This window comes from Candidatus Mycalebacterium sp., from assembly GCF_977828045.1.
Map to the genome: position 1 here is coordinate 102,814 of NZ_CDWCUL010000011.1, position 19,448 is coordinate 122,261.

The 19,448-nt window shown below is 50.8% G+C and carries 28 protein-coding genes; 11 read left to right on the top strand and 17 right to left on the bottom strand.

The features are described from left to right. Complete coding sequence (locus ACY430_RS03770; RefSeq protein WP_462137555.1) at positions 1 to 819, top strand: sulfide-dependent adenosine diphosphate thiazole synthase; 819 nt, start codon at positions 1 to 3, stop codon at positions 817 to 819. Between the two features lie 6 nt (positions 820 to 825). Here the strand turns inward: ACY430_RS03770 and ACY430_RS03775 are convergent, their stop codons facing one another. Genes ACY430_RS03775 through ACY430_RS03800 form a run of 6 tightly spaced genes read right to left on the bottom strand, consistent with a single transcriptional unit; the run spans position 826 to position 4,291 of the window. Then, positions 826 to 1,620 (bottom strand): DUF6775 family putative metallopeptidase, encoded by a 795-nt coding sequence (locus ACY430_RS03775; RefSeq protein ID WP_462137556.1) that lies wholly within the window; start codon positions 1,618 to 1,620, stop codon positions 826 to 828. Continuing rightward, a complete protein-coding gene (locus ACY430_RS03780) occupies positions 1,617 to 2,093 on the bottom strand; it encodes a RidA family protein (protein WP_462137557.1) in 477 nt (158 codons plus the stop codon). The genes ACY430_RS03775 and ACY430_RS03780 overlap by 4 nt, the downstream gene beginning before the upstream one ends. A 13-nt stretch (positions 2,094 to 2,106) precedes the next feature. After that, a complete protein-coding gene (locus ACY430_RS03785) occupies positions 2,107 to 2,814 on the bottom strand; it encodes a class I SAM-dependent methyltransferase (RefSeq protein ID WP_462137558.1) in 708 nt (235 codons plus the stop codon). After that, positions 2,811 to 3,221, bottom strand: coding sequence for an AMP-binding enzyme (locus ACY430_RS03790; protein ID WP_462137559.1), 411 nt, complete (start codon positions 3,219 to 3,221; stop codon positions 2,811 to 2,813). Before ACY430_RS03790 ends, ACY430_RS03785 begins: the two co-directional genes overlap by 4 nt. Before the next feature lie 19 nt (positions 3,222 to 3,240). Next, entirely contained in the window at positions 3,241 to 3,603 is a 363-nt protein-coding gene (locus tag ACY430_RS03795) for an AMP-binding protein (RefSeq protein ID WP_462137560.1), read from the bottom strand. Continuing rightward, the gene (locus ACY430_RS03800) at positions 3,578 to 4,291 is read right to left on the bottom strand and encodes an AMP-binding protein (protein WP_462137588.1); all 714 of its coding nucleotides are present in this window, start codon (positions 4,289 to 4,291) and stop codon (positions 3,578 to 3,580) included. Before ACY430_RS03800 ends, ACY430_RS03795 begins: the two co-directional genes overlap by 26 nt. A gap of 97 nt (positions 4,292 to 4,388) precedes the next feature. Between ACY430_RS03800 and ACY430_RS03805 the strand changes: the two genes are divergently transcribed. Together ACY430_RS03805 and ACY430_RS03810 are read left to right on the top strand one after the other, a co-directional pair. Further along, the gene (locus tag ACY430_RS03805; protein ID WP_462137561.1) at positions 4,389 to 5,705 is read left to right on the top strand and encodes a hypothetical protein; all 1,317 of its coding nucleotides are present in this window, start codon (positions 4,389 to 4,391) and stop codon (positions 5,703 to 5,705) included. After that, positions 5,702 to 5,947 carry a hypothetical protein gene (locus ACY430_RS03810; protein WP_462137562.1) on the top strand — a complete coding sequence of 82 codons (246 nt, stop codon included), beginning with the start codon at positions 5,702 to 5,704 and terminating at the stop codon, positions 5,945 to 5,947. Before ACY430_RS03805 ends, ACY430_RS03810 begins: the two co-directional genes overlap by 4 nt. A gap of 19 nt (positions 5,948 to 5,966) precedes the next feature. Here ACY430_RS03810 and ACY430_RS03815 read toward each other — a convergent pair whose 3' ends face one another. Genes ACY430_RS03815 through ACY430_RS03835 form a run of 5 tightly spaced genes read right to left on the bottom strand, consistent with a single transcriptional unit; the run spans position 5,967 to position 9,510 of the window. Continuing rightward, a complete protein-coding gene (locus tag ACY430_RS03815; protein WP_462137563.1) occupies positions 5,967 to 6,164 on the bottom strand; it encodes a hypothetical protein in 198 nt (65 codons plus the stop codon). A 53-nt stretch (positions 6,165 to 6,217) separates the two neighbouring features. Further along, the gene (locus ACY430_RS03820; protein ID WP_462137564.1) at positions 6,218 to 6,973 is read right to left on the bottom strand and encodes a PmeII family type II restriction endonuclease; all 756 of its coding nucleotides are present in this window, start codon (positions 6,971 to 6,973) and stop codon (positions 6,218 to 6,220) included. Continuing rightward, on the bottom strand, positions 6,951 to 7,823 hold the full coding sequence (locus ACY430_RS03825; protein ID WP_462137565.1) for a DNA-methyltransferase: 873 nt from the start codon (positions 7,821 to 7,823) through the stop codon (positions 6,951 to 6,953). Before ACY430_RS03825 ends, ACY430_RS03820 begins: the two co-directional genes overlap by 23 nt. An 8-nt stretch (positions 7,824 to 7,831) precedes the next feature. After that, on the bottom strand, positions 7,832 to 8,371 hold the full coding sequence (locus tag ACY430_RS03830; protein ID WP_462137566.1) for a hypothetical protein: 540 nt from the start codon (positions 8,369 to 8,371) through the stop codon (positions 7,832 to 7,834). A 56-nt stretch (positions 8,372 to 8,427) separates the two neighbouring features. Then, complete coding sequence (locus ACY430_RS03835; protein WP_462137567.1) at positions 8,428 to 9,510, bottom strand: M42 family metallopeptidase; 1,083 nt, start codon at positions 9,508 to 9,510, stop codon at positions 8,428 to 8,430. A gap of 66 nt (positions 9,511 to 9,576) precedes the next feature. On the opposite strand from ACY430_RS03835, the gene ACY430_RS03840 reads away from it, so the two are divergent. Beyond that, the gene (locus tag ACY430_RS03840) at positions 9,577 to 9,993 is read left to right on the top strand and encodes a secondary thiamine-phosphate synthase enzyme YjbQ (protein ID WP_462137568.1); all 417 of its coding nucleotides are present in this window, start codon (positions 9,577 to 9,579) and stop codon (positions 9,991 to 9,993) included. On the opposite strand, the gene npdG is transcribed toward ACY430_RS03840, so the two are convergent. The 6 genes from npdG to ACY430_RS03870 form a co-directional block, all read right to left on the bottom strand. Then, positions 9,994 to 10,653: an NADPH-dependent F420 reductase gene (npdG, locus tag ACY430_RS03845; RefSeq protein ID WP_462137569.1), complete on the bottom strand. Its 660-nt coding sequence runs from the start codon at positions 10,651 to 10,653 to the stop codon at positions 9,994 to 9,996. Positions 10,654 to 10,718: 65 nt separating this feature from the next. Next, entirely contained in the window at positions 10,719 to 11,489 is a 771-nt protein-coding gene (locus ACY430_RS03850) for an alpha/beta fold hydrolase (RefSeq protein WP_462137570.1), read from the bottom strand. A 1-nt stretch (position 11,490) separates the two neighbouring features. Further along, on the bottom strand, positions 11,491 to 11,775 hold the full coding sequence (locus ACY430_RS03855; protein WP_462137571.1) for a DUF167 domain-containing protein: 285 nt from the start codon (positions 11,773 to 11,775) through the stop codon (positions 11,491 to 11,493). 5 nt (positions 11,776 to 11,780) lie between these two features. Continuing rightward, positions 11,781 to 12,071 carry a YggT family protein gene (locus ACY430_RS03860; protein WP_462137572.1) on the bottom strand — a complete coding sequence of 97 codons (291 nt, stop codon included), beginning with the start codon at positions 12,069 to 12,071 and terminating at the stop codon, positions 11,781 to 11,783. Next, the gene (proC, locus tag ACY430_RS03865) at positions 12,071 to 12,895 is read right to left on the bottom strand and encodes a pyrroline-5-carboxylate reductase (RefSeq protein ID WP_462137573.1); all 825 of its coding nucleotides are present in this window, start codon (positions 12,893 to 12,895) and stop codon (positions 12,071 to 12,073) included. Before proC ends, ACY430_RS03860 begins: the two co-directional genes overlap by 1 nt. A 3-nt stretch (positions 12,896 to 12,898) precedes the next feature. Beyond that, entirely contained in the window at positions 12,899 to 13,588 is a 690-nt protein-coding gene (locus ACY430_RS03870; protein WP_462137574.1) for a YggS family pyridoxal phosphate-dependent enzyme, read from the bottom strand. 106 nt (positions 13,589 to 13,694) lie between these two features. Here ACY430_RS03870 and prmC point away from each other — a divergent pair, with 106 nt between their 5' ends. From prmC to ACY430_RS03905, 7 genes are all read left to right on the top strand, one after another. After that, positions 13,695 to 14,549 carry a peptide chain release factor N(5)-glutamine methyltransferase gene (prmC, locus tag ACY430_RS03875; RefSeq protein WP_462137575.1) on the top strand — a complete coding sequence of 285 codons (855 nt, stop codon included), beginning with the start codon at positions 13,695 to 13,697 and terminating at the stop codon, positions 14,547 to 14,549. Next, complete coding sequence (gene murA / locus ACY430_RS03880; RefSeq protein ID WP_462137576.1) at positions 14,537 to 15,793, top strand: UDP-N-acetylglucosamine 1-carboxyvinyltransferase; 1,257 nt, start codon at positions 14,537 to 14,539, stop codon at positions 15,791 to 15,793. The genes prmC and murA overlap by 13 nt, the downstream gene beginning before the upstream one ends. After that, entirely contained in the window at positions 15,790 to 16,419 is a 630-nt protein-coding gene (gene hisG / locus ACY430_RS03885) for an ATP phosphoribosyltransferase (RefSeq protein WP_462137577.1), read from the top strand. The genes murA and hisG overlap by 4 nt, the downstream gene beginning before the upstream one ends. Positions 16,420 to 16,423: 4 nt before the next feature. Beyond that, positions 16,424 to 17,152, top strand: coding sequence for a chlorite dismutase family protein (locus ACY430_RS03890; RefSeq protein WP_462137578.1), 729 nt, complete (start codon positions 16,424 to 16,426; stop codon positions 17,150 to 17,152). A 1-nt stretch (position 17,153) separates the two neighbouring features. Then, positions 17,154 to 18,125, top strand: coding sequence for a signal recognition particle-docking protein FtsY (gene ftsY / locus ACY430_RS03895; protein WP_462137579.1), 972 nt, complete (start codon positions 17,154 to 17,156; stop codon positions 18,123 to 18,125). A 6-nt stretch (positions 18,126 to 18,131) separates the two neighbouring features. Further along, a complete protein-coding gene (ribD, locus tag ACY430_RS03900) occupies positions 18,132 to 19,238 on the top strand; it encodes a bifunctional diaminohydroxyphosphoribosylaminopyrimidine deaminase/5-amino-6-(5-phosphoribosylamino)uracil reductase RibD (protein WP_462137580.1) in 1,107 nt (368 codons plus the stop codon). Continuing rightward, positions 19,235 to 19,448, top strand: a 214-nt coding sequence (locus ACY430_RS03905; RefSeq protein WP_462137581.1) for a nicotinate-nicotinamide nucleotide adenylyltransferase, incomplete at its 3' end; no start/stop codon positions are given. The genes ribD and ACY430_RS03905, both read left to right, overlap by 4 nt.

Below are 19,448 nucleotides of genomic sequence, written 5' to 3' on the forward strand. Positions count from 1 at the left end.
ATGGGTGAGAACGGCGAAAATGAAAAAGTGAAATTCGCTCCGGTTGGAGAGAAAGAGGTTACACGAGGAATTGTTGAAGGGTTCGCCCGCGAGTTTCTTGAGCACATCCAGAGCGATGTGATTGTCATCGGCGCGGGGCCCAGCGGTCTCGTGGCGGCGAAAGACATCGCGCTTGCCAAATACAAGGTTCTGCTCGTTGAGCGTCTGAACTCGCTCGGCGGCGGATTCTGGATAGGCGGATACCTGATGAACAAAGCGAGTGTGCGCGCGCCGGGGCAGACTGTTCTGGACGAAATTGAGGTTCCCTACGAAGAGATTTCCGAAGGGCATTACATCGTGGACGCCCCTTATGCCTGCTCAAAACTCATTTCAATGACATGCGAAGCCGGAGCCACGATTAGAAACATGACGATGTTTGACGACCTCGTTCTCAGAGAGAACGGCCGGGTCGCGGGAATCGTCATCAACTGGACTCCGATAGTCAATGTGCCAAAGGAAATCACCTGTCTTGACCCCATAGCGATAGAGTCAAAACTCGTCATAGATGCGACCGGGCATGACGCATATGCCGTTTCGCGCCTCTCCCAACAGGGTCTTTACAAAAAACTTCCCGGACACGGGTCAATGTGGGTTGAAAAAGCCGAAGACGCGCTCGTTGAATACACGGGCGAAGTCCACCCGGGGCTGATAGCGTGCGGAATGTCGGTTAACACTACATACGGACTGCCGAGAATGGGACCCACTTTCGGCGGCATGCTCCTTTCCGGAAAGAAAGCCGCACGGGTGGCGATTGAAAAACTAAAAGAAATGGAATCCTGACAACCGCTAAGGCGCGAGCGCTGCGGCGCACTCCGGGCAAACCCCGCCTTTTTTTTGAGCGTTCAGAACTTCGGACTGCCTGTGTGAATTAAAAAGGCAGCAATCGGGATTTTCACAAAACCGTTTCCCCGCAACAACATACATAAGCGGCTGTAACCCGTAAGCGGCGACCAATTTTCCCATCTGCGGGTCGGAGGGCTTGATGAACCTGCCCTCAAATGTTTCATCAAGAACTGCAAGCATCTCATTTTCCCTTTCTTGAGCGAGCCCCTGCTGAAAAAGACGCCCTTTCGCCCAGTGGTAATCAGGCGGTTTTGCGGGACCCTCAACAACGCCCGCGGACGAAACAATTTGAGCGGAGCCCGCGTCCGCGCCCATTAAAACCACCCGCGCGTGGTAACGCCTTTCTCCCCATGTGCACAAAAGCCGCCCCGTAAAAACAAGGTTCGCCACGGCGTCCGGAGAATGCAAACGGGCAATTTCAGAGTGAAGTTTTCTCTGAAACCACAAACCGTCATAGGCGCAATCGGAATCGGTCTCGCGCGGTCGCGGTTTTGAAAACTTGCGTTCGCTCTCATCACCCGGGTAAATGGCCGGACTCTCAAGCGGTGTTTCAAAATCTTTTATCCGTATGGACGTGAGAAAGGAGGCGAACTCCCTCCGGCGGTCTTCGGAAAGCTGCTCTAACAATTCGCCGCGCATCCGTGTCTCAAAACCGAATCCGCTCAGGAAATCCTCAATCTGCGCGGGGTCAACCGAAGCGGCGAGGCAGTCAGTCCAGAGGGAAATTTTTCTTTTCATTCCGAAGACGCGGGGGCGGAGACCTCGGCTATGACTTCAATCTCAACGGGCGCACCGAGAGGAAGTTCGCAGACCCCGACCGCCGACCTTGAATGTGCGCCCCTGTCGCCAAAAACCTCGCTGAAAAAATCAGAAGCGCCGTTTACAACATCCGCCTGCCCCGTAAATCCGTCCGCCGAAGCGACATATCCGGTAACTTTGACTATCCGTTCCACCGCGCCGAGTCCACCGCTCACGCTCAAAACCGCCAGAGCGTTTAGTGCGGAAACGCGCGCGCACTCCTTTGCCTGCTCAAGCGAAACGCCGCCGCCGACCTTCCCCTCAAACAGCAGTTTTCCATCTTTGAGCGGCAACTGCCCGGAAACAAAGATGAGATTGCCCGAACGCACGCCCGGAACATACGAGCCCGCCGGTTTGGGCGCGGGCGGCAATGCAATGCCCATTGTTTTGAGTTTTTGTTCGGGAGTACTCATGTAAAAATCATACTCAATCCGCGGATTTAACCGCAATATAACCGCTCGTGAGATAGCCCTGAAAAAACTTGTCCGTCTTCTCAAATCCCGCGTTTTTAAGTATTTTCCTGATTCTGCTTTCGGGACGGAACTTCACGTTTTTCATGATGTTTTCAAAGGTTTCCTCAACCTTTTTGGAATCCTCAACAACGGAAAGCAGATGCCGTTTCCACGCGGACACAAGCATCCGGAAGTTTTCGCTCTTCGTATCACCTTCAAGGTCGGCGAGAATAAACTTCGCTCCGGGTTTGAGCCGCTTTGATATCTCGTGCGCGAACCGGTCTTTTGAACCGTCATCAGGCAAAAAATGCATAACCAGTATCGCGGTCGCCGCGTCAAAAAGCGGTTTCTTTTTCACACTCGGCACAAATCCCTCAACCAGAGAAATCCGTCCGCCGAGCCCTTTTTCATCAACCTTTGACCTGGCGATTTTTATCATTTCCGGAGCGGGGTCAAATCCGGTGATTTTCCAATCGGGATTGTCCCCGGCGAGGAAAATCGCCTCGTTTCCCGTGCCCGCGCCGGCGACAAGAATTTTCGCGCGCGCGGACAGACAACTCTCAAGAAGCGATTTGGACAATTCGTGAATAACGGAGTAGCCGGGAATCAGGTAGCGCACCCTGTGGTCATAGCCCTCCGCGCGCTCACGGTCAAAATGGCTCGCGGGGTCTATCGTGCTCAAGTGCCCGCCTCCCAGATTTTCACAAATTCGGTCTTTTGAACCTTGCCCAGTGCGTTCACGGGAAGTTCGTCAACCTTTTCAAGCAGAGAGGGAATCTTATAAGACGCAAGGCGCGGCTCAAGCCACCGCTTCAACTCGCTTAAACGCAGGGACTTGCCCCTCTCAAGCACAACCACGGCGGCGACTCTCTGCCCCCAGACCTTGTCTTCGACCCCGACAACCGCGCAGGCGGCAACCCCGTCTTTTTCAAGAATTTCCCTCTCCACCTCCAATGCGGAAATCTTGTAGCCGCCCGATTTGATTATGTCCACGGACTCTCTGCCAAGTATTTGAAAATCGCCTTCGGAATCAAGCGTGGCGATGTCGCCCGTTTTGAACCAACCGTCTGAAAACGCCCGCCGGGTCACTTGGGGATTGTTCCAATACTCAAGAAAAACGCCCCGCGCCCTTTACCCGTATCTCGCCCTCTTCTCCGGCGCGCGCGGGGACCCCGTTTGCGGTAAAAATCTCCGCACGCACGCCGGGCATGGGTTTGCCAACAAAGCCCGGTTTTCTTTTCCCTTTGAGAGGGTTTGAGAGAATCATTCCCGTTTCGGTCATGCCGTAGCGCTCAAGAAGCGTGTGCCCACTGATGTCGCGCCAATTGAGGGAAAGTTTGACCGTGAGCGCCGCGGAGCCGCAAATCATAAGCCTCATCGCCGCGCACGCACGGGTCATCTCTTTTTGGTCTTCCGCAGGCGCGTTTTCCCAGAACTGCGCCAATTTAGCGTAAACAGTCGGTACCGCCATAAAAAACCGTTATCCCCCCGCGCCTAAACCGCTCCCAGACCGCGCGCGGGTCAAAATCCGCCATTTCACACACCGCTCCGGCGCTGAGCGGACACAGCAACAAATTCAGTATGCCGTGAAGGTGGTGAAGCGGCAGAACATTCAAAACTCTGTCAGCGTCTGTCCATTCCCACGCCCGGAGCATCGCGTTTATTTGAGCGTCAATGTTTGAGTGGGTCGTTACAACGCCCTTTGGGCGGCTCGTTGTTCCGCTTGTGTATATCATCATGGCGCGGCGCGACAGAGGAAAATCGGGGAATGCACGCGCGGGAGAGGATTGAAAAACCTCATCGCTCAGGGCTAAAACAACGCCTTTTTCAGAGCAGATTGGCTCAATTTTCTCCCTGAAATCGGGATGGCAAACGACCACGGACGGAGCGGCGTCATCAATCACATACGCAATCTCCGATGGCGAATGAGAGACGCAGAGAGGAACGCAAACCCCGCCCACACGCCATATTCCAAGTTTGAGGGCGGCGTACCCGGCGGTTTTTGGAAGCATAAACGCCACGCGGCGCTCATTCAGTTCGCCTGCGTTGCAAAGCCGCAAGAGCGCTCCCGCCGCGCACGCGGACATACCAAGGAGTTCGGAGTGGGAATGGCCGCCCTCTGAATCCGTGAGCGCGGTTTTTTCGCCGTGGCGCTCCATATTTTTCAATATCGGTATCTGCGGCACGGAAAATAATCTATCACGGGCGCCCGGGTGTTTTTTGATTGCGGGTTTTTCCTATACACTTTGAGGCACGATGGGCAAGTATCCCGACGGTTTGAAAAAAGCGATAAAGCACGGCTTTTTTGACACCGTGTTTGAAAGACGCTCGCGGCGGTTCGGGCTTGGAATGGAAATCCCCGAGGGGCCGCTTGAGTATAAATCCGGGCATAAACCGGAGCCGCTTTCGGAGCTTGAGGAAGCCATAATCGTCTGGACGGGGCTTGGAATAAAAAACATCAACCTGTCCGATTTTCCGCCGCATATGGGGCTTGATCTTGAAGTCCAGTTCACAAGCAAAACCATTCCCGCGCTCGGAGACGTGCACAGGACGGAGCTGTTTTACACAAACGATGACGGCTCATACATGATAAAGATGCACGACAAAAAACCCGAAGATTTCAGGGGGCTGGAAGCCATGCCGCTTGAAAAGAGGGTTGATGAAATTGTCCGTCTGTTCAGGGAATCAAAAGTCAAAATCGGAGACGGCAGAGCCGATATTCCCGACAGACCTCCGGGGCTTGCCGTTCACAATCTGTGGAATGTGAACAAACCCGGAACAACGGTCTTTATGCCCGTAACCGACCTGACTTCATGCATAATCAACCTGTATTTCTTCTATATGCGCGAGGGGCACAGGTTCAATTTCGCCGATGAACTGCGCGGAATGAAGCCGCCCGGAACCGAAAAATGGATAAAAAACGGCTTCATAGACAAAGACAAAATGATGCCGCTCATAGAAGCCGAACTGCGTTTCGCCAACGGCTTTATCGCCGAGCAGGCGTTTATGGGGCAGAACATGGTTTTGACTCTGCAAACGCTCGGACTCGGCGGATGGCTTTTCAGCGGGTTCGCGAGCCCGTTTGTTCTCGGAATGTCGGACGATTTTGAGGGGCTGGGCTTCACCTTCGCAACCCCCGAACCAAAGGGCGAAACGGCAAACCCCAATCCGGTGGCGGTCGGCAAAGACGGTCTTTTTCACGGCTTCTGCCCGCCGTATTACAAAGACATGGGCGAAGCGGTTGAGGCGTTCAACGATATGAAATGGAGCAACTGGGAAAAGAAAAATATGCCCTACACAAACCCGCAGGGTGTTTATGAGCAAACCCCGCGTCCGGGCAAAAAGGAAATCGCGGTTGTAAAAGACATCTGCAACTACATTTACGAAACATACGGACGCTTCCCCGCGTTTTCAGACCCGATGTTCCTGCGTTTTATGGTTCAGGCGCACCATCTTGATTTGGGTTTTTATGACAAGTTCTACCCGCCGGGCGCATACACGGATTTGCACAAAAACCATTTCAAACTGTGGCACAACGACAAAAAAGACCCGTTTGGAGGAAAGAAAAAATGAGCAAAACACTGATTGAAAATTGTGAATTTGCGTTCAAATGCCCCTTGTTGTGGGAAAGTCTCTCTGAAACGGAGGATGAGAAAATCCGCTTTTGCGGTGAGTGCAAAAGAAATGTTTATATCTGCGAGAATGACGAAGAACTAACCAAACACGCACAGCGCGGTGACTGCGTGGCGGTTATAAAAGAACAAAGGCTTGTTTATGGAGGACTTGAAGAAGTCGATTATTCCAATTTGAAATAAAACCTGAAGAGCAGGCAATCTACGCAAGCGTTGCTTCATTCCAGACCATTTTCATCTCGTTGCCTATTGAAAAATTGCCTTCCTTTCTATCTTTTTCATTAGAATCATCGGAAGGATTTCCGGTGAAATACTCCGCATAATGGCAAGCTTTTTCCTCAGTTTCCGCCTCAACATCAACCACATAAATACGGGTCAAACTAACCTTGTAAGTTTTCATTTTAACGCCTCCTTGTAGTTAGAGGCGGGACCATAGCGGGCCCGAATTGGAAGTCAAGATTTCTTCTGTTTGGGTTCGTACTCGCCAGAATTCAACTGAATCAAATCTTCCCATTGAATTTCACCCTTTTTACAAAAACGTTGAAGAAAAGAAGAGGTGAATTGATTAATAGATACGGAATAGTTTTTCATAAATTCTTCATTTTTTTGCTTTGCTTCATAACCTAACGGCTCAATGATTTCTTTGTATAAATTTTCGTTGCCTGAAATAAATGTCCAAAATTCCTGTCCGCAATATTTGAAGTATGTTCCTTTATCTGGTTTTCTGTTTCTTCCATAACAACAACCGTTTATAGACCGTATATTCATACTTGTATCTTCTTGTCTCAAAATTTTCTGAGCTTTCGTGAAGTTATCTTTCATCCTCGCAATCTGAGAACTATTTCCCCAATTTGGTCCTGATTTTATCGAAACTATGTATCTCACATCATCTTTTGTAAATTCAAGATCTATCCCTTCCGAAGATGACTTCCAACCACCATACACCTTGTTATTTACAAATATGGCAAGACCTTCAAGAAACTTACCAAACAAAGTTTCTTCCTGTGATGAAATATGTGCATCAAGAATACTTTTAACAATATCGGGGGCAGTATTTAGACTTTTGGCTTTAAACAGATAAAGATTTTTTCTCTTTAAAACATTATCAAGCTTTAAATCTTGCAACCCGTTTAGTTTGGCATTGTGAAAACTTCCTATGTTTCCCCTCACATAAGTTTGTAAATCTTCAACCGTAATCTTTTGAGGCATACTTCTTTCCTTTTTTATCAAGAAGGCGTTTTTGTTTGGAAAATTCTTTTGAATCTCTTTTCATCATTTCATAAAAATCTCTTTTGATTTCAATGCCGATTGAGTTTCTGTTCATTTGCCTCGCTACTTCCAGCGTCGTTCCTGAACCGGCAAACGGGTCAAGAACCGTATCACCTTCTTTTGTAAACAGATTGATAAACCATTTGGGAAGATCTTGCGGAAAAGTCGCGCTATGACCTTTGTTCCCACACTCTGTTGCCATATGCAAAACATTGGTAGGATATGCCTTTTCTCTGCCTATCCAATTGGAAATGTTTTTTCCGAAACCACTGCCAACTTTTGACTCATCTCTCTTTTTGTCAGTCTCACTCAATTTGTTGAGGCGTTTTTTCGCCCACTCACCCGTTGGAACCATTACAGATTCCTGATACATGGTGAACTGCTTGCTTTTGTTAAACTGCAGAAGCCGTTCCCACGAATCCCTGAACCGATTGGGCCATTTGCCCGGATAACAATTTTTTTTGTGCCACATAAACTCTTCCGTCCAAAGCCACCCCTGCTCACGCATCGCCATTATAAGTTCAATTACGTAAGTATGTCGCTCCCCGTTCGCAACCCTTTCTTTTATGTTGAGAATGAAGGTTCCCGTAGGTTTCAAAACCCTTAAAAGTTCTTCGGAGATTGGAACAAACCACTCAACATATTTGCTTGGAGAAACACCGCCACAACTGTTTTTTCTTTGGTCGGCATAAGGAGGGGAAGTGACAATCAAATCAATGGAATTACTCTGGATTTTTTTGAGTTGTTGCTCACAATCTCCAAGCATTATTTTTTCTTTGTATATTTTCATTTTATTAATTAGAGCAAAAGACGAATAATGATATAGAGAAGAGAAATAACCCCTAAAACAACAAAAATTGAGACCAGAACATTAAACCAAGTGGGATATCTTTTCATTGGTACCATCTCAATAAAATTGGCTATTCCATCATCACACTTAACTCCTGAATTAATTTCCTTGTAAATTATCGGAGGAAAATAAAGATAAGAAATTCTAACTTGTTCGCCTGGAACAAGTGTTGGAATAACTATCTCCTGTCCTGTTTGTAGTTTTTTAACGGAGTATTCTATTTCTGGATACAAATTGAAACTGGGAAGATAATGATGAAAAATGCGTACATTCTTTGCACTTTTGCGTCCCGTATTCGCTACGACGATTTCGTGAGTATGTATTTCGAGAGGCGTCGACCCGGGCTTTGTATCAATATGAGCGGCGACATGCCCTAAGTAAGTAACTAGATTGGACTTTTTTTCAAATTTTCTGTTAATCCAACCTCCTATAAACAAAGTTACAACAGGAACCGCTATCTGCAAAAGCAACCAATAATCAAAAGTCATCTGGCTTCCTCGGGAAAAGTATATTGCATTTACTTGTAGAATATAACACCCATCACTCACGCCAACCCTTCAACCGTCTTTTTATCCAATTTCCTTACAACCGCCACGAGCAATTTCACCGCGTTTTCAAAATCCTTTCTCTGAATGATTGAGTTGTGGCTGTGTATGTGCCGCGTGGGGACGCCCAGAACCACGGTTGGAACGCCGTGCTTGTGCAGATGTATCGCCGCGCCGTCTGTTGCGCCGCCTTCCATTGTGGCGAATTGGAGCGGAATTTTCGCCTTTTTCGCCGTCTCTATTACAAGGTCGCGCAGTTTCAGGTTCGGTATCATTCTCGCGTCGTAAAGCAGAAGCGACGGCCCGCCGCCAAGTTTTGTGGAAGATTCATCGTTGCTTATGCCCGGCACATCGCCGGAAATGTCGGATTCAAGAATAATCGCCGCATCCGGGTCAACCGCTTCCACACTTGTTGTGGCTCCGCGAACACCAACCTCCTCCTGAACAGTCGCCACGCCGTAAACCGTGCCCGGCTGCGACTTGCCAAGCGCTGAAAGCGCCGAAATCACAACCGCGCACCCTATTCTGTCATCAAACGCCTTCGCCATATAAACGCCTTCTTTGGCGAGTTTCGTGAACTCGCTCACCGGAACAACGGGGTCGCCGGCTCTGACTCCGATTTTCTCAACATCCTTTTCCGATGACGCGCCGATGTCTATATACATATTCTTCCTCTGAACCGTTTTGTTGCGCTCGTCCTGCGGAATCAGATGCGGCGGTTTTGCGCCAATCACACCCATAACCTCGCCTTTTGAAGTTTTGATTTTTACGCGCTGGGCGAGAAGCACCTGATCCCACCAGCCGCCGAGCGGCGTGAACTTCAAAAACCCGTCCGGCGTAACGGCGCGAATCATAAACCCGATTTCATCCATATGCCCGGCGAGCATGATTTTAGGGCCGGCGGATTTTCCGGGCGCCTCGCAAATCAGACTCCCCATTCTGTCTTTTGAAACACGCCCCAGTTTGTCAAAACGACGTTTGATAACGGCGGAAATCTCGCGCTCATAACCCGCAACGCCGTCAGTTTCGGTAAGTTCGGCAAGCAGGGCTTCGGTGTCTTTAATCTCTTTTGCTGACGCCATAACTGTTCCCCCGTTTCAGAGTAGAATTGTAGATATTACCCAATCACCGGAGGAACAAAGACCAAAATGGCATCTGAAACAAAATTGTTTGCGGTCAACACGCGCGGCAACACGGACATCATAGACATCACCGCGCAAGTGGTGGAAATTGTGGCGGCGTGCCCGTTTTCCGAAGGAACAGCAACCGTGTTCGCGCCCGGCTCAACGGCGGGAATCACCACAATAGAGTTTGAAAGCGGCGCCGTAGCGGACTTCAAAGCCGCATTTGAGCGCATTGCGCCCGAAGATATTGAATACGCGCACAACGCACGATGGGGAGACGGCAACGGACACTCTCATGTGAGAGCGGCGCTGCTCGGAGCGTCATTTTCCGCACCGTTCGCGGACTCGCGCCCTCTGCTTGGAACATGGCAGCAAATCGTTCTCGTGGATTTTGACAACCGCCCCAGAGAGCGCGAAATAATCGTCCGGACAACCGGCTGATCAGTCCACAAACTTCACTGAAAAGTGTTTTTTGTGGCGCACATTGAGATTGACAATCAGCGGAGTAATCGCCTCTATCATCGGTGAAACTTCAAGAGGCCCCGCATCAAGCGTTCTAAGCCCCGAAAGGTCTTCGGTGAGTTTCGTCACAACCGCCTTTGCCTCTTCGTCATCACCACAGATAACAACATCCGCGTTAAGGTCTTTATTCACATCGCTGAGCCCCTTCGCCGGAAGGTTGTGATACGCGCTCACAAGACGCGCGGACGGCGGAAGTTTTTCTTTGATTTCAAGCGCGCTTGAGCCGTGAGACGGCGGAGCGAAAAGAAACGATTTGCCCTCTTTGACCATCGGCACAACGGGCGTGATGACAATCTGGTCTGTTATGCTGTCCGCCAAACCGGCGATTGTGTCCGCCGCATATTCGGGCGGAATACTTATGACAATTACCTCGGAACTCGCCGCGGCTTGCGCGTTTTCCATGCCGACAACATTCGGCTCAACGCCAAGCGCTTTGATTTTTTCAATGTATTCCGCCGTAATGGTGTCGGCTTTTTCCTGACTTCTTGAGCCCACAAAAATTTCGTGGCCGGCCTTTGACCACCGCAGAACAAGCCCTTCGGCTATGTCCCCCGTGCCTCCCAAAAGAGAAATTTTCATCGTTTAGTCCTCCTCATACTCTCAAATGAATATAAAGCCCCTATTTTACCAAATAAAAAGCGCGGTCAAAGCAAGTTCAGAAAATCAACAATGGTTTTGTTAAACTTGTCCGGTTTTTCCATCATCATAAAATGCCCCGCGCCCTCAACAACAAAAAGTTTTGAGCCCTTGATTTTTGAGTGCAGAAGGTCTGTGTGCCTGGCGGGAGTGAGAACGTCATCGCTTCCCGCCACAATCACGGTTGGAATTTCTATCCGTCCGACCGAATCGGAAACATCAAAATTGTCGCACGCAAGAAGGTCGTTATAGACAGACTGTTTCGGCTGGGAGAGAAGCCGCCTGAGAAAAATCTCCCTTGTTTGCCCGTTCGCGCCCGAAGCAAAAGCGTTTTGCGCCGCGGTCGCGCAGAAACTTTCATAGTCATTTTGAACAGTTTTCAAAGACCAGCGCGAAACCCTTATGCGCACCCCCGTGGCGACAAGTATGCACGCGAGCGGCTTCACTTCGCCGCTGAGCGCGAGAATCTGCGCGATTCTTCCGCCCATTGAATGACCGATAAGAATCGGGCGCGTAATGCCGGTTTGGAGACAGAAATCGGAGACAAAACCGGCGCACTCGTCCATTGAAGCCATCGCTTCGCCGCTTGAGCCGCCGTGCCCGGGCAAATCAAGCGCAATAGCGGGAAAACGCGTGTAGCCGGCAAGCGCCGCAATCTGGTTTTCCCAGCAAGCCGCGCTCTGCCCCGCCCCGTGAAGCATAACAACGGTGCGCTCAAGCGGCTCCGCACCCGCCGTTTCATAGTTCACAACGTTTCCGCGAAATTGTATTTGAGCCATTTCAGTCCGCCCCGCCGTAAAACTCCGCGAAACAGTTTTTGAAATCGCTTTCGGTTATCCCCTGTATTTTTATCCGCTTGCCGCGTGAGGCGCTGCCTTTGAGTATCTCCATTGCGCTTTTCGGAACACCCAGACGGGCGGAAAGGATTTTAATAAGACGCGCGTTTGACTGCCCTTTTATCGGGCGCGCGGCGACCTTGATTTTGAGTTTGCCTCCGTGAAGCCCGACAAACTCATCGCGCGCCGCGCCGGGAACAACGTGAACGTCAACAACAAAATCCGCCATATCCGCTACAACCCCTGGGCAAATCCGGAAAGGGTTCCCACGATAATGCGCCGAAGGAATATCAGCAGAAGCAGTACTGCGATGGGTGAGAAATCCATTCCGCCGATGAACGGAATCACGCGCCGGACGCGCTCCAACACGGGCTCGGTTGCTGAATACAGAAAACCGACTATGGGGTTGTAGGGGTTGGGATCAACCCACGAAATCACCGCCCGTGCCACGATGAGCCATGTATAGACGGTCAAAATCAAATTGACCACCTCAGCGATTGCAATAACTGTGCTTTGAGCAAGCATTATTTCTTTCCCCCTTTCGCGCCGCCGTTGCGGGCAAGTTCCTTTGAGCGTTTTTGCGCCGCGGCAAGAGCGTTTTCAACAACGGACGAAAAGCCCGATTTTTCAAACTCTTCAAGGCCCGCAACGGTCGTCCCCGCCGGAGACGAAACTGCCTCCCGCAAATCCTTCGGAGACACTCCTTCGCGCATAATTTTCGCCGCGCCGAAAAGCGTTTGAATTGCGAATTTTTCAGCAGTGTCCGGCGGTATGCCGAGTTTTTCCGCGCCCGATATGAGAGATTCCGCAAATGCGGCAACAAAACCCGGACCGCTCCCCGACAGCGCCGTGAAAGCATCAATCATCTCTTCGGGCACAAACTCAACCATGCCTACGGAACCGAAAATCTTCTCAACTGTCTCAAAATCTGAATCTTCGCCCTCGCCGCAAGCAACCGAAGCGCCCTCGCCTTTCACGGCGGGAAGGTTCGGCATAACACGGAAAACCTTGCTGCCGCCGCCCAGAACGGCTTTTATGGAAGAGATAGTTGCACCGGCGGCGATTGATACAAAAAGCGTCCCGGGCGGGCAATCCGCCGCGCGCGCGTCGGTGAGAGCCGCCTCCATGTCCTGCGGCTTTACGGCAAAAACAACGCATTCGGAGTCCGAGGCGGCAAAAATGTTGTCAGCCGCCGCGCGAACTCCGTATTTTTTGCTCACCTGTTTGATGCGCACCGGGTCAACATCGCTTATGACCACATTTTCAGGCGCGAAAACGCCGGCTTTGGTGATTCCGCCAATAAGCGCTTCAGCCATTTTACCTGCCCCGATGAAAGCGACTTGCGCCATTTTCTAATTCCTCTCCCCGAATACGAGAGAGCCCACGCGCACTATCGTTGCGCCTTCCTCAACCGCAGTCTCAAAATCTGCGCTCATTCCCATTGATAACTCGGTTGTGTCCGGAAAATCCGGCGCTATTTCGTCTCTCAGGCTTCTTAACTCCCTGAAATAACACCTTGAAACCTCCGGGTCGGGCGAATACGGGGGCATCGTCATAAGCCCGCGTGCGCGGACATTTTTAAGTCCGTCCGTGAACTCAAACAAACCGCGAGCCTTGTCGGGGCTCACCCCTCCCTTTGACGGGGAATCCTGATTTATCTCAATGAGGATTTGCGCTTTCACTCCCGAATTTTCCGCTCTTTTATCTATCTCCGAGGCAAGTTCTGCGCTGTCAACCGAATGGATTAAACGGCAGTTACCAACCACATACTTTACCTTGTTTTTCTGTAGCCGACCGACAAAATGCCAGTCTGCGCGCGCGCCGGTCCGCTCAAAAAAGGCAAGTTTGTCGCGCAATTCCTGTGCGTAGTTTTCACCCAAATGGCAAAGCCCCGAAGAGGCGGCTTGCGCCACAATCCCGGGCGCAACGGTCTTGCCGACCGCAACAAGAAGAACCTGAGAACCGTCCGCGCCCACTCTTTCAGCGGCGGAATCTATCCTGCGCCTGACTTCGGCAACGCGCTCTTCAATTTCAATTGTCATGGCTTCCTATTCTACCAGCAGACCGCGCCCCGCGGGGCTTTGAAAACCTCTTGAGCGCATATACAATCTACCCGTCCGCGTTGGTTTGAACGCGGGCTTTCTTAAAATGAGCCTTGAAACAAATCTGGGGTCTCTCTACCGCAAAACAAGGAAGCGGTTCAGACGGGGCGGAATTGAAAATCCGGGACTTGAAGCGTCCGTAATTGCCTGCTCCGTCCTCGGCAAACCGTCGGGAACGGTTCACACAAACCCGCAAATCGCGGTCGGAAGAGAACAAGCGCGTGAGTGCGAAAACCGTGTGCTCAGGCGCTTAGAGGGAGAGCCGTGCGCTTATGCGACCGGAGCGCGCGAATTCTTTTCGCGCCGTTTTGTCGTCAGCCCGGCGGTGCTTATTCCGCGTCCCGAAACTGAAACGGTTGTTGAAGCCGCGCTTGAAAAAATCCCCCCGGACACGGAAATGCGCGCAATTGACGTGGGAACCGGGAGCGGCTGCATAGCCGTAACGCTCAAAAAAGAAAGACCGCATCTGTCTGTCGCGGCGGTGGACATTTCGCAACGCGCTCTGGAAAAGGCGGAAGAAAACGCGCGTTTTCACGGCGCGGATATCAGTTTTGTTTGTGGAGACGCGCTTTGGAACTTTGAGGACAACAGCACGGACATAATAGTTTCAAACCCTCCTTATGTTTCGGAGGAAGATTTTGAAACCCTGCCGGACGAAATCAGGGATTTTGAGCCGAAAGAAGCGCTTGTGAGCGGTGAAGGCGGATTTGAGCATATAAGAAAAATCGTTTCCGATGCGACACGGGTTTTGTGCGCGGGAGGGTGGTGTGTTGTTGAGGTGGGAGACGGGCAGGCGCACGGGTGTGCGGAGATTTTCAAAGAGAACGGATTTTCCGGAATATCAACAACCGATGATATAAGCGGAAAGCCGAGGGCGGTTGAGGGAATTTGGAAAAAATAGTGATTGAGGGCGGAAAGCCCTTACGAGGCGAAGTTTCCGTAAACGGGTCAAAAAACTCCGTTCTGCCTCTTATGGCGGCGTGCATACTGTGTAACGGCGAAAGCACACTTAAAAACGTGCCGGACCTTATGGATGTGAGGGTGATGGCGGAAATCCTCACCGCCCTCGGAGCTAAAATTGAGCGGAGCGGCGACCGGCTTTCAATAGATTCTTCGGGAATCAACAAATGGGTTACCGAATATGAAATGGTGAAAAAGATGCGGGCATCGGTACTGACGCTGGGTCCCCTCACGGTGCGGTTCGGCAAAGCGCGTGTCTCCCTTCCGGGCGGCTGCTCCATCGGGGAAAGACCCATTGACCAGCATCTGAAAGGGCTTCAAGCGTTAGGGACGCGGATAAAAATTGAAAGCGGATACGTTGAAACATCGGCGAAAAAAATGAGGGGCGCGGTCGTGCCGCTTGACGTGTCCACCGTAACGGGGACGGAAAACCTGATGCTCGCCGCGGTTCTCGCGCAGGGGAAAACCGTTATATACAACGCTGCGTGCGAGCCCGAAGTTTCAGATTTGGCAAACGCGCTGAACAAAATGGGTGCGGAAATCACCGGAATTGGAACCGATATAATAAGGATAAAAGGGGTGTCTTCCCTTAAACCGCTTAAAAACTACGGGACGATACCTGATAGAATAGAGGCGGGAACGCTGATGATTGCAGTCGCGGCAACGGGCGGGAACGCTCTCATAAAAGGCGGCAGGTTTGACCACCTCGGAACGCTTGCGGGAAAACTGATGAAAACCGGCGCGAAGGTTGAAGAAACGCGCGCGGGAATACGCGTGAGCGCAAACACGAAAATAGCCTGTACCGATATAACAACGCTTCCGTATCCGGGCTTTCCGACCGATATACAGGCGCAGTTTATGGCGCTTATGTGCACTGCGGACGGCGTCAGCATAATAACGGAAAATATTTTCCCGCAGAGGTTTATGCACATAGCGGAGATGAAAAGAATGGGCGCGGATATAAAACTGATTGGCAACACGGCGGTGGTCAAAGGCGTTAAAAAAATCAAAGGAGCGAAAACAATGGCGAGTGATTTAAGAGCGGGCGCGGCGCTTGTGATTGCCGGCGCGGCGGCGGGGGGAAGGAGCGAAATAAGCAGGGTTTACCACATTGACAGGGGCTATGAGCGACTGGACGAAAAACTGGAACAACTGGGAGCCTCAATTTGGAGGGAAAAAGAATGATTAAAATCGCCATATCGCGCGGCAGACTTTTTGAGGAATCCCTTGAGGTTCTGAACAAGGCGGGCATAAAAATTAAAAGCGCCGCGAAAAAATCAAGAAAACTCATACATGTGGTCAAAGAGCACGATCTCACCATTTTCGTTGTGCGCCCGACAGATGTGCCGTCCTATGTGGAGCACGGAGTCGCAGACTGCGGTATTGTCGGCAAAGACTCTCTTATGGAGCAGGAAAACAACCTGTATGAGCCGCTGGATATGGGCATAGGCAAATGCAAAATGGTAGTGGCGGCTCCAAAAGGATATAAATTTCCCAACGGCGGAATCGTGCGCATTGCGACAAAATATCCGCGCATAGCGGCGGACTGGTTTGAAAAAAAAAATGTGCGCACCGAAATCATCAAACTCTACGGCTCAGTTGAGCTCGCCTGCATGGTCGGGCTTTCCGATGTGATTGTTGACCTGACAGCGAGCGGAAAAACCATGGAGGAAAACAACCTTGAAGAGATTGAGTTCATCGCGCCCATAACCGCGCGGTTGGTTGTGAACAAGGCCGGAATGAAACTGAAATCACCGCAAATATACGAATTCATATCAAAGATAGAAAAATGGTGCGTGCGGGAGGCGTAAAACGGTGAGCAAAGACGCGAAGATAGACTTGCGGGAAAAAGGCAAATCCAAAAGCGGCAAACCGGTTTACAGCGACAGGCGGTTGTTTGTTCAGTTTTTCGCCTTCGGCGGAGCGGCGGATGAGCGCAAAATAATTACTTCCCTCAAAAAAAGCGGCGCGGAATGCGCCGTTTATTCAGACCTCAACGACCCGTCCGGCATCGGGACGGTTTTTATAAGCGAGGATGAAAACTTTTTTGTCGGAAAACTGAGGAATATTCTGAACTCGGCGCCCTTTTCTTCCCTCACGTTCAAAAACCGGTACGCGATGTTTGGAAGAACATACTCTCTGGGCTATGAAACCAACCTTGAACAAATGCTTGTGAGTGCGCCGCGCGAAAAAATCCTTGCGCCCGACTTCCAATGGGCGGTCTGGTATCCGCTTCGCAGGGCAAAAAATTTTGAAACCCTTGCTGAAAGCGAAAAAAGAGCCATTCTCGGCGAGCATGGAAAACTGGGCTTCAAATATGGCGAAGCGGGGCTCATTAAAGACGTACGGCTCGCGTGCCACGGGATTGACACCGAAGACAATGACTTTGTCATAGGGCTTTTCGGCACAAGTCTGTATCCGCTCTCATCGGTTGTTCAGGCGATGAGAAAAACACGGCAGACCTCCGAATATATTGAGGCGCTGGGTCCCTTTTTCGCCGGAAAAGCCATTTGGAAAAGCGGCTTGTCAAGCGGTTTGAAATGATTTGACTAATATCCTGAAAAAAATCATTCCGGTGGAGGAAAAAACGGACGCGGAAAAACTTTCAAACGCGGTTGGGGTTTTGAAAAAGGGGCTCGCAAAAAGCCGTTCGGGCTTGCTTTCAAAACTCAAAGAAATTGTCGCGGGCGGAAAAGTGGACGAGGATTTATGGGAGAGTTTTGAAGAGATGCTCATTCTCTCGGATGCGGGAACAAAGGGCGCGGCAAAAATAAGGAAGCGGGTTGAGGCACGGCTTTCAGGCGCGGACTTGAGTGATTACGAAAAAATAAAAAACTCCCTCATGGACGAAACGGCGCGAATTTTTGAAAAACCGGCGCGCCCGGCGGCGGGCTCAAAGCCGCGAATCTGCATGGTGGTCGGCGTCAACGGCACGGGGAAAACCACAACGACGGGGAAACTCGCGGGTTTTTTCAGTTCGCGAGGCGAAAAAGTTATGCTCGCCGCCGCGGACACCTTTAGAGCGGCGGCAACAGAGCAGCTTGAACAGTGGGCTCTGCGAAGCGGAAGCGAATTCATCAAAGGAAAGCCCGGAGCCGACCCTTCGGCAGTGGCGTTTGATGCGATCAAGGCGGCACAGGCGCAAAACTGCGACACGGTGATCATTGACACCGCCGGGCGCCTTCACACGAAAACAAACCTTATGGACGAACTGTCCAAAATAAAAAGGGTTGTCGGCAAAGCGCGCGAGGGTGCGCCGGATGATGTTTTTCTCGTTCTTGATGCCACAACGGGGCAAAACGCCATACGCCAGACTGAAATGTTTAATTCCGCGGTCGGCGTAACGGGCATAGTTCTCACGAAAATTGACGGCACGGCGAAAGGCGGGGTTGTTATCGCGGTCTGCGAAGAGTTTGAAATACCGGTCGCGTATGTCGGAACGGGTGAGGGAGCGGCGGATATAACCGAATTTGACCCCGTGCAGTTTGCGTCCGTTCTTTTTGATGAAAATGGATGAGGAAAATTGAAAAACACTCATGAAAAATTTATGTCCGCCGCCATCGCACTCGCGCGAAAAGGCGACGGATCGGTAAGCCCGAACCCGCTTGTCGGCGCGGTAATAGTAAAAAAGGGCGCGATTATCGGACGCGGCTGGCACAAAGCCGCCGGTCTGCCCCATGCGGAAATAGAGGCGCTCAAAGACTGCGAGCGCAAAGGGAAATCGCCGCGCGGAGCGACTATGTATGTCAACCTTGAGCCGTGTGCGCGTGACCATGCCGAAAAACGAACTCCTCCGTGCTGCGACTTCATTATAAAAAGCGGCATCGGGGAAGTTTTTATAGGCTGTGAAGACCCGAATCCCAAAGTCGGAAAAGGTGCGAAGGTTCTCGGAAAGAGCGGAATCAAAGTCAAAAAAGGAATTCTTCGAGACCGTTGCCGCGAATTAAACGAGATGTTTTTCAAAAATGTAAAAACGGGGCTGCCATTTGTGATTTTAAAACTGTCCGCGTCCGCGGACGGAAAAATAGCAACTCGCACGGGCGATTCAAAATGGATAGGAAATATTTCACAGAGAAAAATGGCGCATGTATTGAGAAAAAAATGCGATGCTGTTCTTGTTGGCGCGGAGACGGTTCGCAAAGACAATCCCTCCCTTGACGTACGGCTCGTGAAAGCGGTGCGGCAACCCGTTCGCATTGTGGCGGACACGGGGTTGAGTGTTTCACCCGAAGTGAAAATGTTCGGGAAAAAAGGCGCGATTGTTGCGACCGGGACGAATGCGAAAAGGGAAAAAATCAAAAAACTGGAAAAACAGGGAGTTGAAATACTGCGCGTCAAAAAAAACTCTTCAGGAAAAATATCCATGCGGGATTTAATGAAAAAACTGTCGGCGCACGGAATTAAATCCGTTTTAATTGAAGGCGGCGGAAAAATCGCGGCATCGGCGCTGAAAGAAAAAATCGTGGATAAAATGGTGTTTTTCTACTCCCCCGTAATCATCGGCGGGGACGGAACGGACATGATTTCGGGCACAAAAACGGCTTTGGTGAAAAACGCGAAAAAAATCAGTTTTACAAAAATTGCGATGACCGCCGGAACAATCGTTGTGGAGGCAAAGCCTGAGTTTTGAGGTCCGAAACCGTTTTGTCTGAAAAAACCGCTTTGCTGGGCGGCAGTTTTGACCCCGTCCACAACGGACATATGGAAGCCGCCGTTCAGGTCAGGGAAAAACTGGGTGTGGACACGGTATTTCTCGTGCCGAACTACAAAAACCCGCTCAAAGACGAATCATACGCGCCGCCCGGAGCACGGCTTGAAATGCTCCGGCTCGCAACCGAGG

Excerpts from the sequence above, each read along its gene's own strand:
- ACY430_RS03770 (WP_462137555.1), top strand. The coding sequence starts at position 1 with ATGGGTGAGAACGGCGAAAATGAAAAAGTGAAATTCGCTCCGGTTGGA.
- ACY430_RS03775 (WP_462137556.1), bottom strand. The coding sequence starts at position 1,620 with ATGAAAAGAAAAATTTCCCTCTGGACTGACTGCCTCGCCGCTTCGGTT.
- ACY430_RS03780 (WP_462137557.1), bottom strand. The coding sequence starts at position 2,093 with ATGAGTACTCCCGAACAAAAACTCAAAACAATGGGCATTGCATTGCCG.
- ACY430_RS03795 (WP_462137560.1), bottom strand. The coding sequence starts at position 3,603 with ATGGCGGTACCGACTGTTTACGCTAAATTGGCGCAGTTCTGGGAAAAC.
- ACY430_RS03800 (WP_462137588.1), bottom strand. The coding sequence starts at position 4,291 with ATGGAGCGCCACGGCGAAAAAACCGCGCTCACGGATTCAGAGGGCGGC.
- ACY430_RS03805 (WP_462137561.1), top strand. The coding sequence starts at position 4,389 with ATGGGCAAGTATCCCGACGGTTTGAAAAAAGCGATAAAGCACGGCTTT.
- ACY430_RS03810 (WP_462137562.1), top strand. The coding sequence starts at position 5,702 with ATGAGCAAAACACTGATTGAAAATTGTGAATTTGCGTTCAAATGCCCC.
- ACY430_RS03815 (WP_462137563.1), bottom strand. The coding sequence starts at position 6,164 with ATGAAAACTTACAAGGTTAGTTTGACCCGTATTTATGTGGTTGATGTT.
- ACY430_RS03820 (WP_462137564.1), bottom strand. The coding sequence starts at position 6,973 with ATGCCTCAAAAGATTACGGTTGAAGATTTACAAACTTATGTGAGGGGA.
- ACY430_RS03825 (WP_462137565.1), bottom strand. The coding sequence starts at position 7,823 with ATGAAAATATACAAAGAAAAAATAATGCTTGGAGATTGTGAGCAACAA.
- ACY430_RS03830 (WP_462137566.1), bottom strand. The coding sequence starts at position 8,371 with ATGACTTTTGATTATTGGTTGCTTTTGCAGATAGCGGTTCCTGTTGTA.
- ACY430_RS03835 (WP_462137567.1), bottom strand. The coding sequence starts at position 9,510 with ATGGCGTCAGCAAAAGAGATTAAAGACACCGAAGCCCTGCTTGCCGAA.
- ACY430_RS03840 (WP_462137568.1), top strand. The coding sequence starts at position 9,577 with ATGGCATCTGAAACAAAATTGTTTGCGGTCAACACGCGCGGCAACACG.
- npdG (WP_462137569.1), bottom strand. The coding sequence starts at position 10,653 with ATGAAAATTTCTCTTTTGGGAGGCACGGGGGACATAGCCGAAGGGCTT.
- ACY430_RS03850 (WP_462137570.1), bottom strand. The coding sequence starts at position 11,489 with ATGGCTCAAATACAATTTCGCGGAAACGTTGTGAACTATGAAACGGCG.
- ACY430_RS03855 (WP_462137571.1), bottom strand. The coding sequence starts at position 11,775 with ATGGCGGATTTTGTTGTTGACGTTCACGTTGTTCCCGGCGCGGCGCGC.
- ACY430_RS03860 (WP_462137572.1), bottom strand. The coding sequence starts at position 12,071 with ATGCTTGCTCAAAGCACAGTTATTGCAATCGCTGAGGTGGTCAATTTG.
- proC (WP_462137573.1), bottom strand. The coding sequence starts at position 12,895 with ATGGCGCAAGTCGCTTTCATCGGGGCAGGTAAAATGGCTGAAGCGCTT.
- ACY430_RS03870 (WP_462137574.1), bottom strand. The coding sequence starts at position 13,588 with ATGACAATTGAAATTGAAGAGCGCGTTGCCGAAGTCAGGCGCAGGATA.
- prmC (WP_462137575.1), top strand. The coding sequence starts at position 13,695 with ATGAGCCTTGAAACAAATCTGGGGTCTCTCTACCGCAAAACAAGGAAG.
- hisG (WP_462137577.1), top strand. The coding sequence starts at position 15,790 with ATGATTAAAATCGCCATATCGCGCGGCAGACTTTTTGAGGAATCCCTT.